Origin of the sequence: Brachymonas denitrificans (assembly GCF_907163135.1) — a bacterium.
Classification (GTDB): Bacteria; Pseudomonadota; Gammaproteobacteria; order Burkholderiales; family Burkholderiaceae_C; genus Brachymonas; species Brachymonas denitrificans_A.
Map to the genome: position 1 here is coordinate 1,977,247 of NZ_CAJQUA010000001.1, position 14,580 is coordinate 1,991,826.

Consider the following 14,580-nt stretch of genomic DNA (forward strand, 5'->3'; position numbering starts at 1 on the left):
TTGTAAAGGGTTTACAGCTTTGATTTCAATAAGTTACATTATATTGACAAATGAAATATGGAGTCTGGGGTTAACCCTTGTTCGCTGTTTTTCATGGAGCGTTCTGCCGCAAACTGGTCTGAACTTTTTATAATTCCGCCATTGTCAGGAGAGCGCCAGTCCCCTAGCGGGCAGGCCGCCGAAGGCGCGCGGACGCAAGATCCGCCAGAAACGCTCAGGTACCGAGGACTGACAGCCACTTTCCGCAAGGAGAGTGTGTCGTGCTGGAGAGTGCGGAGCGTTGCCACGGCAATGCCTGCCACCGAAGGAGCAAGCGGCCGATCGCGGTGGCGAATCTCTCAGGTAAAGTGGACAGCGCGGCCCCGCAGCGGGTGTCGGCCCGTTGCTGCCTGTCCTATTTCCTTGAAAGCGAGACGCCATGGCCTCTGACGACCTGTACCTCACCCCGCTCAACGCGCTGCACCTCGAACTCGGCGCCCGCATGGTGCCTTTTGCCGGCTACAGCATGCCGGTGCAATATGCCGGCCTGATGGCCGAACACCAGCACACCCGCACTGCCGCCAGCCTGTTCGACGTATCGCACATGGGCCAGTTGCGCCTGTCCGGCCCCGACGCCGCAGCCGCGTTCGAAAGGCTGATGCCGGTGGACGTGCAGGGCCTGGGCGTGAACAAGCAGCGCTACGGTCTGCTGCTCAACGAGGCCGGCGGCATTCTGGACGACCTGATGTTCGTCAACACCGGCGAGGACCTGTTCGTGATCGTGAACGGTGCCTGCAAGGTGAACGATCTGGCCCACATGCAGGCGAAGATCGGCGATCGCTGCACCATCACCCCCATGCCCGACCATGCACTGCTGGCACTGCAGGGCCCGCAGGCGGTGGACGTGCTCAAGCGCCTGGCGCCCGGCGTGGAAAGCCTGGTGTTCATGACCGGCGGCAACTTTGCCTGGGGCGAGGTGCCGCTGTTCGTCACGCGCAGCGGCTACACCGGCGAGGACGGATTCGAGATTTCCCTGCACAAGGACCAGGCCGAGGCCTTTGCCCGCGCCCTGCTGGCCGAGCCCGAAGTCAAGCCCGCGGGCCTGGGCGCACGCAACTCGCTGCGCCTGGAAGCCGGCCTGTGCCTGTACGGCAATGACCTGGACGAAACCACCACGCCGGTCGAGGCTGCCATCAACTGGGCGATGCAGAAGGTGCGCCGCACCGGCGGCGAGCGCGCGGGCGGTTTTCCGGGTGCCGATTTCGTGCTGGCCCAGCTCGACGGCCGCCTGCCCACCGAGCGCCTGCGCGTCGGCCTGATCGCCAGGGAGCGCGTGCCGGTGCGTGAGCCGGCCGAGCTGCAGAACATGGACGGCCAGAAGGTCGGCCAGGTCACCAGCGGCCTGCTCAGCCCCACGCTCAACCAGCCCATCGCCATGGGCTACGTCAAGCCCGACTATGCGGCCGAAGGCACCGAACTGTTTGCCATGGTGCGCGGCAAGCCGGTGCCCATGACCGTGACCCGGATGCCGTTCGTGCCGACGCGTTACTACCGCGGCTGATTCCTGCGGCGCGGCCGGCAGTCCGGCAGCGCCAACCCCTTTCTTTATTAAATTGACACTCACCGGAGCTTTTTGCATGTCCATCAAGTACACCCCCGACCACGAATGGATCCAGATCGACGGCGACATCGCCACTGTCGGCATCACCCAGCACGCCCAGGACGCCCTGGGTGACGTGGTGTTCGTCGAACTGCCCGAAGTGGGCAAGAGCTACGCCCAGCAGGACGTGGCCGGCGTGGTCGAATCCGTCAAGGCCGCCGCCGATGTCTACATGCCGGTCAGCGGCGAAGTCACCGAAGTGAACACCGCACTGCAGGACGATCCGTCCGCCATCAACAGCGATCCGCTGGGTGCCGGCTGGTTCTTCAAGGTCAAGCTGTCCGACGCCAGCCAGCTCGACGCGCTGCTGGACAGCACCGCCTACGACGAACTGCTGAAGTCCGCCTGATCCGGCCCTGCGCCCTTCCCGGCGACCCGCCCCTTGCTTCGGGCGTGGTCGCTGCCGTGCATTGAGTCTCCTGGAGCCACGCATGTCCCAGTCCACCCTCTCCTCCCTCGAAAACGCCGGCGAGTTCATCGCCCGCCACATCGGCATCACACCGCAAGACGAGCAGCACATGCTGTCCGTCATCGGCGAGGCCTCGCGCCAGGCGCTGATCGACTCCATCGTGCCGCGCAGCATTGCGCGCACCAGCGCCATGCAGTTGCCACCTGCCACCACCGAGGCCGCGGCTCTGGCCGAACTCAAGGCGATCGCGCAGAAGAACCAGATCTTCAAGAGTTTCATTGGCCAAGGCTATTACGGCACCCATATTCCGGGCGTGATCCTGCGCAACATCCTGGAGAACCCGGCCTGGTACACCGCCTACACCCCCTACCAGGCCGAGATCAGCCAGGGCCGCATGGAGGCGCTGGTCAACTTCCAGACCATGATCACCGACCTGACCGGCATGCCGATCGCCAACGCCTCCATGCTGGACGAGGCCACTGCCGCCGCCGAGGCGATGACGCTGGCCAAGCGCTCGGTCAAGGCCAAGGGCAACGTGATGATCGTGTCCGGCGACGTGCACCCGCAGACCATCGAGGTGCTGCAGACGCGCGCGGCGCCGCTGGGCCTGCAGGTCCAGCTGGTGCAGTCGCACGAGGAATGGGTGCAGGCACTGGCACAGGACGACTACTTCGCCGCGCTGGTGCAATACCCCGCCAGCAGCGGCTGGGTGCATGACTGGAGTGCCGACGTTGCCACCGTGCATGGCAAGCAGGCGGCCTTCATCATGGCAGCCGACCTGCTGGCGCTGGCCCTGCTCAAGTCGCCGGGCGAGATGGATGCCGACATCGTGGTCGGTACCACGCAGCGCTTCGGCATGCCCATGGGCGCAGGCGGCCCGCACGCCGGCTATCTGGCCTGCCGCGATGCCTACAAGCGCTCCATGCCCGGCCGCCTGGTCGGCGTCAGCGTGGATGCGCACGACAACCCGGCCTACCGCCTGGCGCTGCAGACGCGCGAACAGCACATCCGCCGCGAGAAGGCCACCTCCAACATCTGTACCGCGCAGGTGCTGCCGGCCGTCATCGCCAGCATGTACGCGGTCTACCACGGCCCGCAGGGCCTCAAGCGCATTGCCGAGCGCGTGGCGCGCTACACCGCCATCCTCAAGGCCGGCCTGCAGCAGCTGGGCTACAGCGCCTTCCACCAGGACAGCGCCTTCGACACCCTGTGCCTGAAGACCGATGACCAGACCGCCGCCATCGCGGAAAAGGCACGCCAGCATGGCGCCAACCTGCGCACCGCCTGGGGCGACTACCTCTGCATCTCGCTGGACGAAACCACCACGCGCGAGGACCTGACCCTGCTGTGGACCATCTTCGCCAAAGACGGTCAGGCGTTGCCCACGGTGGAGGCCCTGGAAGCCGGCACGCCCGATCTGATCCCCGCCGCCCTGCGCCGCAACAGCGCCTACCTGCAGCACCCGGTGTTCAACCGCTATCACTCCGAAACCGGCATGCTGCGCTACCTGCGCGCACTGGCCGACAAGGACCTGGCGCTGGACCGCAGCATGATCCCGCTCGGTTCCTGCACCATGAAGCTGAACGCCACCAGCGAGATGATCCCGATCACCTGGCCCGAATTCGCCAATCTGCACCCGTTCGCCCCGGCCGAGCAACTCGCCGGCTACGCCGAACTGGACCAGCAACTGCGCCAGTGGCTGTCGCAGGCCACCGGCTATGCCGACGTGAGCCTGCAGCCCAACGCCGGCTCGCAGGGCGAATACGCCGGCCTGCTGGCCATCAAGGCCTGGCATGAAGCGCAGGGTCAGGGCCACCGCAACATCTGCCTGATCCCGTCCTCTGCCCACGGCACCAACCCTGCCAGCGCCATGATGACCGGCATGCAGGTGGTGGTGACGGCCTGCGACAGCAACGGCAACGTCGATCTGGACGATCTGCGCGCCAAGTGCGAGCAGCACAGCGCCAATCTGGCCTGCGTGATGATCACCTACCCGAGCACGCACGGCGTGTTCGAGACCCAGGTGAAGGAACTGTGCGCGCTGGTGCACCAGCATGGCGGCCGCGTCTATGTGGACGGCGCCAACATGAACGCGCTGGTCGGCGTGGCTGCTCCGGGCGAGTTCGGCGGTGACGTGAGCCACCTGAACCTGCACAAGACCTTCTGCATCCCGCACGGCGGCGGCGGTCCGGGCGTCGGCCCGGTGTGCGTGGTGGAAGACCTGGTGCCCTACCTGCCCGGCCACGCTACCGCCGGTGTGCACAGTGGCGTGGGTGCCGTCTCTGCCGCGCCCTATGGCAACGCGGCCGTGCTGCCAATCAGCTGGATGTACATCCGCATGATGGGCCCGGACGGCCTGACGCATGCCACCGAGGCCGCCATCCTGAGCGCCAACTACATCAGCAAGCGCCTGCAGGACCACTACCCCACGCTGTACGCCAGCGCCAACGGCCATGTGGCGCATGAGTGCATTCTGGATCTGCGCGATCTGAAGGACACCAGCGGCGTGATGGCCGAGGACGTGGCCAAGCGCCTGATGGACTACGGCTTCCACGCCCCCACGCTGAGCTTCCCGGTGCCCAACACGCTGATGGTGGAGCCGACCGAAAGCGAAACGCGCGAGGAGCTGGATCGCTTCATCGATGCCATGATCGCCATCCGCGAGGAAATCCGCCAGATCGAGCGCGGCGAGTGGCCGCAGGACGACAACCCGCTGAAGAATGCACCGCACACGGCCAGGACCCTGATGGATGCCGAGTGGAAGCACCCGTACAGCCGCGAGGAAGGCGCCGCCATCCATCCGGGCAGCGGCGTGACCCTGGGCAACAAGTACTGGCCGCCGGTTGGCCGCGTGGACAACGTTTACGGCGACCGCAACCTGTTCTGCAGCTGCATTCCGCTGTCGGACTACTGAGCCCTGCCCGGCACGCCCTGCGGCGGTGCCGGCTTTGACGGCCTGCGGGAGCCCATCCTGCAGGCCGTTTTTCATGGCCGGGAAAATCGCAGGTTTTATGCCGGAAAATCCGGCTTCATGACGATTTTTCATTAGAATCAAAGCTATACCTTCCGCAACTCATAAGGCGGATGGCCCCATCCCGGGCGCTTCTGCCCACCCCATCGCGATTTCCTTTCAGCCTGCATGACCTTGCTGTTCCTGCTCGCGCTGCCCTTCATCGGCAGCGCCGTGGCGGCCCTGCTGCCCACGCACGCCCGTACCGCCGCTGCCAGCTGGGCCGCGCTGGTGGCGCTGGCTGCCCTCGTGCAGGTCGGTCTGCTCTACCCGGACATCGCCGCGGGCGAGGTGCTGCGCGAGGAGCTGCGCTGGCTGCCGTCGATCGGCGTCAACTTCGTGGTACGGGTGGACGGCTTTGCCTGGATGTTCGCCCTGCTGGTCACCGGCATCGGCATGCTGGTCGCCGTGTATGCGCGCTACTACATGTCGCGCGATGATCCGGTTCCGCGCTTCTTCTCCTTTTTCCTCGCCTTCATGGGCGCCATGCTGGGCGTGGTGCTGTCGGGCAATATCGTGCAGCTGGTGTTCTTCTGGGAGCTGACCAGCCTGTTCTCCTTCCTGCTGATCGGCTACTGGCACCACCGCAAGGATGCCCGGCGCGGCGCCCGCATGGCGCTGACGGTGACCGGCACCGGCGGCCTGGCGCTGCTGGCCGGCGTGCTGCTGCTCGGCCATGTGGTGGGCAGCTACGATCTGGATGCCGTGCTGGCCGCAGGCGCGCGCGTGCAGTCGCATACGCTGTACAAGCCGCTGCTGGTGCTGATCCTGCTGGGGGCGCTGAGCAAGAGCGCGCAGTTCCCCTTCCACTTCTGGCTGCCGCGCGCCATGGCGGCCCCCACGCCGGTATCGGCCTATCTGCACTCTGCCACCATGGTGAAGGCCGGTGTGTTCCTGCTGGCGCGCTTCTGGCCGGTGCTGGCCGGCACCGAGCCCTGGTTCTGGCTGGTTACGTCGGCCGGCCTCGCCACGCTGCTGCTGGGCGCGTATCTGGCCATGTTCCAGAACGACCTGAAAGGCCTGCTGGCCTACTCCACCGTCAGCCACCTGGGCCTGATCACGCTGCTGCTCGGGCTGAACAGCGCGCTGGCGGCCGTGGCGGCGGTGTTCCACATCATCAACCACGCCACCTTCAAGGCCTCGCTGTTCATGGCCGCGGGCATCGTGGACCACGAAAGCGGCACGCGCGATATCCGGCGCCTGTCGGGCCTGCGCCATGCCATGCCGGTCACCGCCACGCTGGCGCTGGTGGCCAGCGCCGCCATGGCCGGGGTGCCGCTGCTCAACGGCTTTCTGTCCAAGGAAATGTTCTTTGCCGAGACGGTCTACATCCAATCGCTGCCCTGGGTCGAGCTGGCGCTGCCGCTGGCCGCGATGGTGGCCTCGATGTTTGCCACCGCCTATTCGCTGCGCTTTGTGGTCGATGTGTTCTTCGGCCCGGCGGCCACGCGATTGCCGCGCGAGCCGCACGAGCCGGTGCGCTGGATGCGCGTGCCGATCGAGCTGCTGGTGCTGCTGTGCCTGGCCGTGGGCATGGCCCCGGCCGCCGTCATCGGCCCGCTGCTGCACATGGCGGCGCAGCCGGTGGTGGGCGGACCGATGCCTGCCTACAGCCTGGCGCTGTGGCATGGCCTGAACGCGCCGCTGATGATGAGCCTGATCGCCATGAGCGGCGGCACGGCGATCTGGTTCCTGCTGCGCAAGCCGCTGCGCGACAAGCGCTGGAAGCGCATTCCGCTGTTCGGCCGCTTCGACGGCCAGCGCAGCTTCGAGGCAGTGCTGGCCCTGCTGGCGCTGGGCGCGCGCAAGGTGCAGCGCACCCTGTACACGCGCCGGCTGCAGCCGCAGATGCTGCTGCTGGTGCTGGTGGGCATGGCGGCCATCACGGCCTCGCTCTGGTCTTCCGGCCTGAGCTGGGGCAACCGCCCGCGCGTGCCGCTTGGCTGGGATTTTGTGCTGATCTGGGTGGTGGGCGCGGCCTGCGCCATCGGCGCGGCGACGCAGGCAAAGTTCCACCGGCTGGCCGCGCTGCTGATGCTGGGCGGTGCCGGCCTGGCCACCAGCCTGACCTTTGTCTGGTTCTCGGCACCGGATCTGGCGCTGACGCAGCTGGCAGTCGAGGTCGTCACCACCATCCTGTTCCTGCTCGGCCTGCGCTGGATGCCCAAGCGCCAGCCGCTGGGCGACCGCACTCCGCTGCGCGCCCGCCTGCGCCGTGGCCGCGACCTGGTGCTGTCGGTACTGGCCGGACTGGGACTTGCCGGCCTGGCCTATGCGCTGATGACACGCCCCGCCCCCTACAGCATTTCGCCTTTCTTCCTGGAACGCGCACTGCCCGAAGGCGGCGGCACCAACGTGGTGAACGTGATGCTGGTCGATTTCCGTGCCTTCGATACCATGGGCGAGATCGTGGTGCTGGGCATCGTGGCGCTCACCGTCTATGCCTTGCTGCGGCGCTTCCGCCCGCCGCTGGAAAGCCTGCAGGCGCCCGCCCAGCAGCGCGCCACCCCGCTCGATCTGCAGACCGACCTGGTCAACCCGCGCAAAGCGCATGACACGGCCGTGGGTTACCTGCTGGTGCCAGCCGTGCTCTCGCGCCTGCTGCTGCCGGTCACGGCCATGCTGGCCGTGCACCTGTTCATGCGCGGGCACAACGAGCCGGGTGGCGGCTTCGTCGCCGGTCTGGTCATGGCGATCGGCTTCATCACGCAGTACATGATGGCCGGCACGCATTGGGTCGAGGCCCGCTTCAACCTGCAATTGCGCCGCTGGATCGCCGTCGGCCTGTCGCTGGTGCTGCTCACCGGACTGGGTTCGCTGCTGTTCGGCTACCCCTTCCTGACCACGCACACCGCGCACTTCGAGCTGCCGCTGCTCGGCGCCATGCACCTGCCGAGCGCGCTGTTCTTCGACCTTGGCGTGTTCTCGGTGGTGCTGGGCGCCACGCTGCTGATCCTGACGGCACTGGCCCACCAGTCGATCCGTCGCCAGCGCAAGCCGGTACGCGATCCGGGCGCCACCTCCGAATCAGTGGACGACGCCGTGCGCGCCGCAGCACGCGAGGAGGGCCGCTGATGGAAATCCTGATGGCCATCGTGATCGGCATCCTGGCCGGCTCCGGCACCTGGCTGGTGCTGCGCCCGCGGACCTTCCAGGTCATCATCGGCCTGTCGCTGCTGTCGTATGCGGTGAACCTGTTCATCTTCGTGTCGGGCAGCCTGTCGATCGCGCGCGAGCCCATCGTGCTGTCCTGGCTGCAGCCCACGCTCGAGAACTACACCGATCCCATGCCGCAGGCGCTGGTGCTGACCGCCATCGTGATCGGCTTTGCCACCACCGCGCTGTTCCTGGTGCTGCTGCTGGCTGCGCGCGGCCTGTCCGATACCGACCACGTCGACGGCGAGGAGGACGAGGCATGAACGGCTGGATCGATACCCTGATGCCGCATCTGGTCGCCGCGCCCATCCTGCTGCCCATGCTCACGGCCACGCTGATGCTGATGCTGGCACGCCGCATGCCGCAGAGCCAGCGCCTGCTGGGCGTGCTCTCCACCGCGCTCGGCCTGGGCGTGGCCATCGTGCTGCTGGCTTGGGTGAAGGAGAGCGGCGGCACCGGCGCCGTCGGTGTCTACCTGCCGGGCAACTGGCCGGTGCCCTTCGGCATCGTGCTGGCGGCCGACCGGCTCACCGCCATGATGCTGCTGATCACCGCCATCGTGGCCTCGGCCTCGCTGCTGTTCTCGACCGCAGGCTGGGACAAGGCGGGCGTGCATTTCCACCCGCTGTTCCAGTTGCAGCTGATGGGCCTGAACGGTGCCTTCCTCACGGCCGACCTGTTCAACCTGTTCGTGTTCTTCGAGATCATGCTGACGGCCTCCTACGGCCTGCTGCTGCATGGCACCGGCTGGCCGCGCGTGCGCTCGGGCCTGCACTACGTGGCGCTGAACCTGATGGCCTCGCTGATGTTCCTGCTGGGCGCGGCGCTGCTGTACGGCATCACCGGCACGCTCAACCTGGCCGACATGGCAACAAAGATCCCGCAGATTCCGACTACCGACCGCGGCCTGCTGCATGCCGGCGCCGCCATCCTGGCCGTGGCCTTTCTGACCAAGGCCGCCGTCTGGCCGCTCAACTTCTGGCTCACCCCGGCCTATGCCGCTGCCAGCCCGCCGGTGGCTGCGCTGTTTGCGCTGATGACCAAGGTCGGCCTGTACGCGCTGCTGCGGCTGTGGACGCTGCTGTTCCCGCCTACCGCGGAAGGCTCGGCCATGTTCGGCAGCGAGGTGCTGGTGTGGGGCGGCCTGCTCACGCTGGGTTTCGGCGCCATCGGCATGCTGGCCTCGCAGCAGATCGGCCGGCTGGCCGGTTTTTCGGTGCTGGTGTCCTCGGGCACGCTGCTGGCGGCCTTCGGCTTCGGCCATTCCACGCTCACCGGCGCGGCACTGTACTACCTGATGAGTTCCACGCTGGCGCTGTGCGCGCTGTTCCTGATCACCGATCTGGTCGAGCGCTCGCGCGAGGCGGATGAGCCGCTGCCGCCGGCCGATCTGGACGACGAGCCGCTGCCCTTCCCGATCGACATGCTGCTGCACGAGCAGGACACCAACCTGGACGAGCAGGAAGACGCGCTGATCGGCCGCGCCATTCCGGCCGCGATGGCCTTTCTGGGCGCGGCCTTCATCGCCTGCGCACTGCTGATCGCCGGGCTGCCGCCGCTGTCCGGCTTCATCGGCAAGGTCGCCATGCTGACCGCCCTGTTCAACCCCTATGGCCTGACTGAAAGCGTGGCCAGCATCCGCCCGGCCGGCTGGGCGCTGTTGATCCTGCTGGTGCTGTCCGGCCTGCTGGCGCTGATTGCGTTCAGCCGCGCCGGCATCCGTTTCTTCTGGGCGCCGCAGGACCGGCCGGCCCCGCGCCTGCGCGTGATCGAGTCGCTGCCGATCTCCTTCCTGCTGCTGCTCTGCCTGCTGCTGGTGGTGCGCGCCGAGCCGGTGCTGGGCTATACCCACCGCACCGCGCATGGGCTGCACCAGCCGGATGGCTATGTCGATGCCGTGATGGCGGCCACGGTGCGTCCGGCGCCCGGGCCGCTCAAGCCGCCGCCGTCCTCCTTGGCCGTACCGGCACCCGCCGCGGCTGCGCTGCAGACACCGGCCCGGCCTCATGCTCCCGCGCCGGCCCCGGCTGCGGCCGGGAGGAGCCTGCCATGATGCGCCGCCTGTTTCCCGCTCCCCTGCTGTCGGCCGCCCTGGTCGTGCTGTGGCTGCTGCTGAACGAGCCGCTGTCCATCGGGCACACCGTGCTGGCGCTGCTGTTCGGCCTGCTGCTGCCGCCGCTGTTTGCCTCGCTGCGGCCGCAGCGCCCGCGCATCCGCCGCCCGCTGCGGGTGCTGCAGCTGATCCTGGTGGTGGGGCGTGACGTGCTGCTGTCCAACCTGCAGGTCGGCAGCGGCGTGCTGCGCCTGCGCCGGCGCCAGCCACAAAGCGCCTTTGTCACCATTCCGCTGGAACTGCGCGACCCCACCGCCCTCGCAGCGCTGGCCATGATCACCACCGTGGTGCCCGGCACCGTCTGGTGCGAGCTGGCGCGCGACGCCAGCGCCGTGCGCCTGCATGTATGGGACGTGCAGGACGAAGCCGCCTTCATCGCCCACTACAAGAGCACCTACGAGGCGCCCCTGCTGGAGATCTACCAATGAGCCCCGTGCTGCACATCGCCCTGATTTTTGCGCTGGCCTGCTTCGGCATCGCCGCCGTGCTCACGCTGTGGCGCCTGCTCGTCGGCCCCTCGGCGCAGGACCGCGTGCTGGCGCTGGACTACCTGTACTGCATCGCCATCCTGGCCGTGCTGGTGCTCGGCATCCGCAACACCAGCGCCATGTATTTCGAGGCGGCGCTGCTGATTGCGCTCACGGGCTTCGTCAGCTCGGCCGCCATGGCCAAGTTCCTGCTGCGCGGCGAGGTGATCGAATGAACGTCACGCTGCCGCTGTGGGCCGAGTGGACGCTGGCCGTGCTGCTGGTCATCAGCGGCATCTCGGCATTGCTGGCTGCCTGGGGCGTGCTGCGGCTGAAGGATTTTTTCCAGCGCATGCACCCGCCCGCGCTGGGCTTTACCGCCGCCTCCTGGAGCGCGGCGCTGGCCTCGGCGATCTATTTCAGCATCGTGCAGGAAGGCCTGGCGCTGCGCAGCTGGATCATCGTGGTGGTGCTGTCCATCACCGTGCCCATCACCACCGTGCTGCTGGCGCGTGCTGCCATGTTCCGGCGGCGCCAGCAGGCCGATCCGGCCATGCCGCCGCCGCTGGTGCCGAAAAATCCGCCCGCTGACGCGCCCTGAGACGATTCGGGCCGCAGGGGCCGTGCCGCCTGCGCCGACCGGTTCGTCAGGCGCCCGCCGCCGAGCCGGGCGTGAGCCGGTCGGGCGAAACGTAATAGGCGCGGTACTGCTCGAACGGCATTTCGTCCACGGCTTCGATTTCCTTTTGCGCCTCGGTGGATTCTGCCGCCAGCGCGGCAAAACGTGCCTGCTCGGCCACCGGATAGGGCAGCGCCATCAGCGCCTCGCGTGCGGCTGCCGAACGCTGGCGCACGAAGCCCACGAAAGACTTGCCCTCCCCGGCCGCAATATCCTGCAGCACGCGCGCCGAGGGCAGGCTGGCAGGATCGTCCATGCGCGCCTGGGCCATGGCCAGCGCCTCGGCATAGCGCGTGCCGCCCTTGATGGCATCCAGATGCCGTGCCACCGGCGCCAGTTCCGCCATCACTTCGGCGGCCCAGTCCACCAGCAGCACCTCGGCACCATTGCGCTCCAGCCGCAGGCCGGGCTCGCGGCCGCGTTCGGCTGTCAGGTGCTGGTTGTGCTTGAGCGCGGCGATCTCTTCCGGCGTGTCGGGCGGACTGTCGCTGAGCAGCGCATGCAGCAGGAACAAGTCGAGGAAACGCATGGTTTCGGCGTCGATGCCCACGTCCAGGAACGGGTTCAGGTCCATCAGGCGCACTTCCACGTACTGCACGCCACGCTCGCGCAGTGCATGCAGCGGGCGCTCGCCGGCGGCGATCACGCGCTTGGGACGGATGGTGCCGTAGAACTCGTTCTCGATCTGCAGCAGGCTGGTGTCGAGCTGATTGTAGTCACCGCCCAGATTGCGCAGGCCGATCGCCTCGTAGGGCGGATAGGGCTTGGTGAGCGCCTCGTGCAGTGAGGCAGCGTAGCCTTCCAGCCCGTTGTAGCTCACCGCCAGCGAGGACTGGGCATCGCTCTGGTAGCCCAGACGCCCCATGCGCAGCGAGGTGGCATGGGGGCGGTACATGGTCTTGCCGGCCAGCACTTCCAGCTGATGCTGGCGCCCGTCGACGAAGCTGGAGCACACCGAGGGCGAGGCGCCGAACAGGTACAGCAGCAGGAAGGCGTTGCGGCGGAAATTGCGGATCAGGCCGAAGTAGCCGGCATTGTCCAGGCCGGGCAGCGACCAGTTGTAGTGGATGCCGGAAATCATCTGCATGCGGCGGCCATAGCGGTGGCCCAGGCCCATGCGATACACGCTCTTGGCACGGCCCACGTTGGAATTGCCGTAGCGGCCCAGCGGAATGGTTTCGTCGGTGGGCAGGCCGCAGGGCATGCTGGCCACCCACAGCATTTCGTCGCCGCGGCGCGCCAGCACGCGGTACACCTCCTGGTGGATGCGAACGAGTTCGTCCAGACAGGCTTCGGCACTGCCGTGCACGCCGGTGACAAGCTCCAGCTGCGATTCGCTGAAGTCGGTGGTGATATTGGGGTGGGTGAGCGGCGATCCCAGCTCCTGCGGATGAGGCGTGAGCGCCAGCTTGCCGTCGGGATGCGTGCGCAGGCTTTCCTTTTCCACGCCGCGCAGCATGCCGGCCAGGCGGTCCGCCGTGATCGTGTTCAACCGTTGTTCGAGTGCACCCATGTAGATTCCTATGTTTCGCGGCCGCGCCTGCACCGCCTGTGTCCGCTCCTGCCGGACCGGGTTGTTCCGTCTGCCGCGCCACTGCGGAGCGCCAGGTTTGGCCGGGCCGGGAACGGCTCGCAGCGAAACGGGTCAGTGATTGTCGCGGAATTTTGTGGCGGTTGCCGGCTACCGCGGCTTTTGCCAGAGCCGGAGCGCGGGTTGTTTGATTTCAGGCAGCCTCCCGCTCCAGCAGGCCCTGGGCCGCCACCACGCCGCTGGCCAGGCAGGCCGTGAGCAGATAGCCGCCCGTGGGCGCCTCCCAATCGAGCATTTCGCCAGCGCAGGCCAGTTGCGGCAGGGCACGCACGCGCAGTTGCGCGTCCAGCGCCTCGAAGCAGACGCCGCCGGCGCTGCTGATGGCCTCCTCCACCGGACGCGCCGCCGCCAAGGGCAGCGGCAGGGCCTTGATGGCCTGCGCCAGCCGCTCGGGATCGTGCATGGCGGCCTTGTCCAGCAGCTCGTACAGCAGCGCCGCCTTGATGCCCTGCAGGCCCAGCCGGCTCTTGAGATGGCCGGACAGGCTCTTGCTGCCGCGCGGATGGCGCACGGCGGCCAGTACCTGCTCCAAGCTGTGGTCGGGCAGCAGGTCGATGCGCAGTTCGGCCGGCTGGCTGCTGCGCAGGATGGCATCGCGCAACAGGTGGCTGGCTGCGTAGACCACGCTGCCCTCGATGCCGGTTTCGGTGGCGACGAATTCGCCGCGGCGGTGGAAGCGGCCGCCCTGACCGTCGTCGCAGTCGATGGCGACCGCCTTGAAAGGCTGGCCGGCAAAGCGTTCGCGAAAATGGCGCGACCAGCCGCCGGGAGCGGCATCGGCGGGTGCCGTGCCCTGCTCCGCCTGGCGGGCCGTGGTCGGCGCCACATCAAAGCCGCAATTGGCGGGCAACAGCGGCGCCAGGGCGATGTCCCGCTCCTGCAGCAGCTTCACCCAGCGGCCGTCCGAACCGAGACGCGGCCAACTGGCCCCACCCAGCGCCAGCAACACACGCCCGGCCGGTACGCTGCGCTCGCCATTGGCGGTCTGGAAGCACAGCGCCAGCGCCTCGCCGGGCTGCGGCGGCCGGGCAAAGCCCAGCCAGCGGTGCCGCATATGAAATTGCACCGGCACGCCGGAGGCCGGATGGCGCAGGCGCTGCATCCAGGCACGCAGCAGCGGCGCGGCCTTCATCTCCTTGGGGAACACGCGCCCGGAGGTGCCGACAAAGGTCTCCACGCCCAGCCCCCCGGCCCAGGCGCGTACCGCTTCGGCATCGAAGGCACGCAGCAGCGGCTCGACCTGAGGCTGGCGCCGGCCGTAACGCGCGGCAAAGGCGGCAAAGGGTTCGGAATGGGTCAGGTTGAGGCCGCCCTTGCCGGCCAGCAGGAATTTGCGTCCGGCCGAGGGCATGGCATCGAACACATGCACCGGCACGCCGGCCGCGGACAGGCGCTCGGCCGCCATCAGGCCGGCCGGACCGGCGCCGATGATGGCGACCGGCAGAGGGGAGGATTCGGGAATGGGAGTGGAAGTCACACGGGGTGCCGTTGGAATGGGAATGCGCTGCCGCCCGGC

11 protein-coding genes and 2 riboswitches are annotated in these 14,580 nt (G+C 67.8%); of the genes, 9 read left to right on the top strand and 2 right to left on the bottom strand.

Features of this window, described 5'->3' with window-relative positions; translation table 11 throughout:
- The first annotated feature begins 135 nt into the window (after positions 1 to 135).
- Positions 136 to 241: riboswitch (glycine riboswitch) on the top strand.
- A gap of 12 nt (positions 242 to 253) precedes the next feature.
- Positions 254 to 365: riboswitch (glycine riboswitch) on the top strand.
- A gap of 53 nt (positions 366 to 418) precedes the next feature.
- The 9 genes from gcvT (at position 419) to KKQ75_RS09255 (ending at position 11,395) form a co-directional block, all read left to right on the top strand.
- Entirely contained in the window at positions 419 to 1,540 is a 1,122-nt protein-coding gene (gene gcvT, locus KKQ75_RS09215) for a glycine cleavage system aminomethyltransferase GcvT (protein WP_213361726.1), read from the top strand.
- A gap of 76 nt (positions 1,541 to 1,616) precedes the next feature.
- Positions 1,617 to 1,988, top strand: a complete 372-nt coding sequence (gene gcvH / locus KKQ75_RS09220; protein WP_213361728.1) for a glycine cleavage system protein GcvH — start codon at positions 1,617 to 1,619, stop codon at positions 1,986 to 1,988.
- 82 nt (positions 1,989 to 2,070) lie between these two features.
- Positions 2,071 to 4,962 carry an aminomethyl-transferring glycine dehydrogenase gene (gene gcvP, locus KKQ75_RS09225; RefSeq protein WP_213361731.1) on the top strand — a complete coding sequence of 964 codons (2,892 nt, stop codon included), beginning with the start codon at positions 2,071 to 2,073 and terminating at the stop codon, positions 4,960 to 4,962.
- Positions 4,963 to 5,187: 225 nt separating this feature from the next.
- A complete protein-coding gene (locus KKQ75_RS09230; protein ID WP_213361734.1) occupies positions 5,188 to 8,133 on the top strand; it encodes a monovalent cation/H+ antiporter subunit A in 2,946 nt (981 codons plus the stop codon).
- Positions 8,133 to 8,477: a Na+/H+ antiporter subunit C gene (locus KKQ75_RS09235; protein ID WP_213361736.1), complete on the top strand. Its 345-nt coding sequence runs from the start codon at positions 8,133 to 8,135 to the stop codon at positions 8,475 to 8,477. The genes KKQ75_RS09230 and KKQ75_RS09235 overlap by 1 nt, the downstream gene beginning before the upstream one ends.
- Positions 8,474 to 10,267, top strand: coding sequence for a monovalent cation/H+ antiporter subunit D (locus tag KKQ75_RS09240; RefSeq protein ID WP_250131055.1), 1,794 nt, complete (start codon positions 8,474 to 8,476; stop codon positions 10,265 to 10,267). The genes KKQ75_RS09235 and KKQ75_RS09240 overlap by 4 nt, the downstream gene beginning before the upstream one ends.
- On the top strand, positions 10,264 to 10,755 hold the full coding sequence (locus tag KKQ75_RS09245; protein ID WP_213361737.1) for a Na+/H+ antiporter subunit E: 492 nt from the start codon (positions 10,264 to 10,266) through the stop codon (positions 10,753 to 10,755). The genes KKQ75_RS09240 and KKQ75_RS09245 overlap by 4 nt, the downstream gene beginning before the upstream one ends.
- Positions 10,752 to 11,030, top strand: coding sequence for a K+/H+ antiporter subunit F (locus tag KKQ75_RS09250; protein WP_213361740.1), 279 nt, complete (start codon positions 10,752 to 10,754; stop codon positions 11,028 to 11,030). Before KKQ75_RS09245 ends, KKQ75_RS09250 begins: the two co-directional genes overlap by 4 nt.
- Positions 11,027 to 11,395, top strand: a complete 369-nt coding sequence (locus tag KKQ75_RS09255; RefSeq protein WP_213361742.1) for a Na+/H+ antiporter subunit G — start codon at positions 11,027 to 11,029, stop codon at positions 11,393 to 11,395. The genes KKQ75_RS09250 and KKQ75_RS09255 overlap by 4 nt, the downstream gene beginning before the upstream one ends.
- Before the next feature lie 46 nt (positions 11,396 to 11,441).
- On the opposite strand, the gene gshA is transcribed toward KKQ75_RS09255, so the two are convergent.
- On the bottom strand, positions 11,442 to 12,986 hold the full coding sequence (gene gshA, locus KKQ75_RS09260) for a glutamate--cysteine ligase (protein ID WP_213361743.1): 1,545 nt from the start codon (positions 12,984 to 12,986) through the stop codon (positions 11,442 to 11,444).
- Positions 12,987 to 13,197: 211 nt separating this feature from the next.
- Entirely contained in the window at positions 13,198 to 14,541 is a 1,344-nt protein-coding gene (locus KKQ75_RS09265; RefSeq protein WP_284069728.1) for a TIGR03862 family flavoprotein, read from the bottom strand.
- Positions 14,542 to 14,580 lie beyond the last annotated feature (39 nt).

Excerpts from the sequence above, each read along its gene's own strand:
- gcvH (WP_213361728.1), top strand. The coding sequence starts at position 1,617 with ATGTCCATCAAGTACACCCCCGACCACGAATGGATCCAGATCGACGGC.
- KKQ75_RS09230 (WP_213361734.1), top strand. The coding sequence starts at position 5,188 with ATGACCTTGCTGTTCCTGCTCGCGCTGCCCTTCATCGGCAGCGCCGTG.
- KKQ75_RS09255 (WP_213361742.1), top strand. The coding sequence starts at position 11,027 with ATGAACGTCACGCTGCCGCTGTGGGCCGAGTGGACGCTGGCCGTGCTG.
- KKQ75_RS09250 (WP_213361740.1), top strand. The coding sequence starts at position 10,752 with ATGAGCCCCGTGCTGCACATCGCCCTGATTTTTGCGCTGGCCTGCTTC.
- KKQ75_RS09245 (WP_213361737.1), top strand. The coding sequence starts at position 10,264 with ATGATGCGCCGCCTGTTTCCCGCTCCCCTGCTGTCGGCCGCCCTGGTC.
- KKQ75_RS09235 (WP_213361736.1), top strand. The coding sequence starts at position 8,133 with ATGGAAATCCTGATGGCCATCGTGATCGGCATCCTGGCCGGCTCCGGC.
- gcvT (WP_213361726.1), top strand. The coding sequence starts at position 419 with ATGGCCTCTGACGACCTGTACCTCACCCCGCTCAACGCGCTGCACCTC.
- gshA (WP_213361743.1), bottom strand. The coding sequence starts at position 12,986 with ATGGGTGCACTCGAACAACGGTTGAACACGATCACGGCGGACCGCCTG.
- gcvP (WP_213361731.1), top strand. The coding sequence starts at position 2,071 with ATGTCCCAGTCCACCCTCTCCTCCCTCGAAAACGCCGGCGAGTTCATC.
- KKQ75_RS09240 (WP_250131055.1), top strand. The coding sequence starts at position 8,474 with ATGAACGGCTGGATCGATACCCTGATGCCGCATCTGGTCGCCGCGCCC.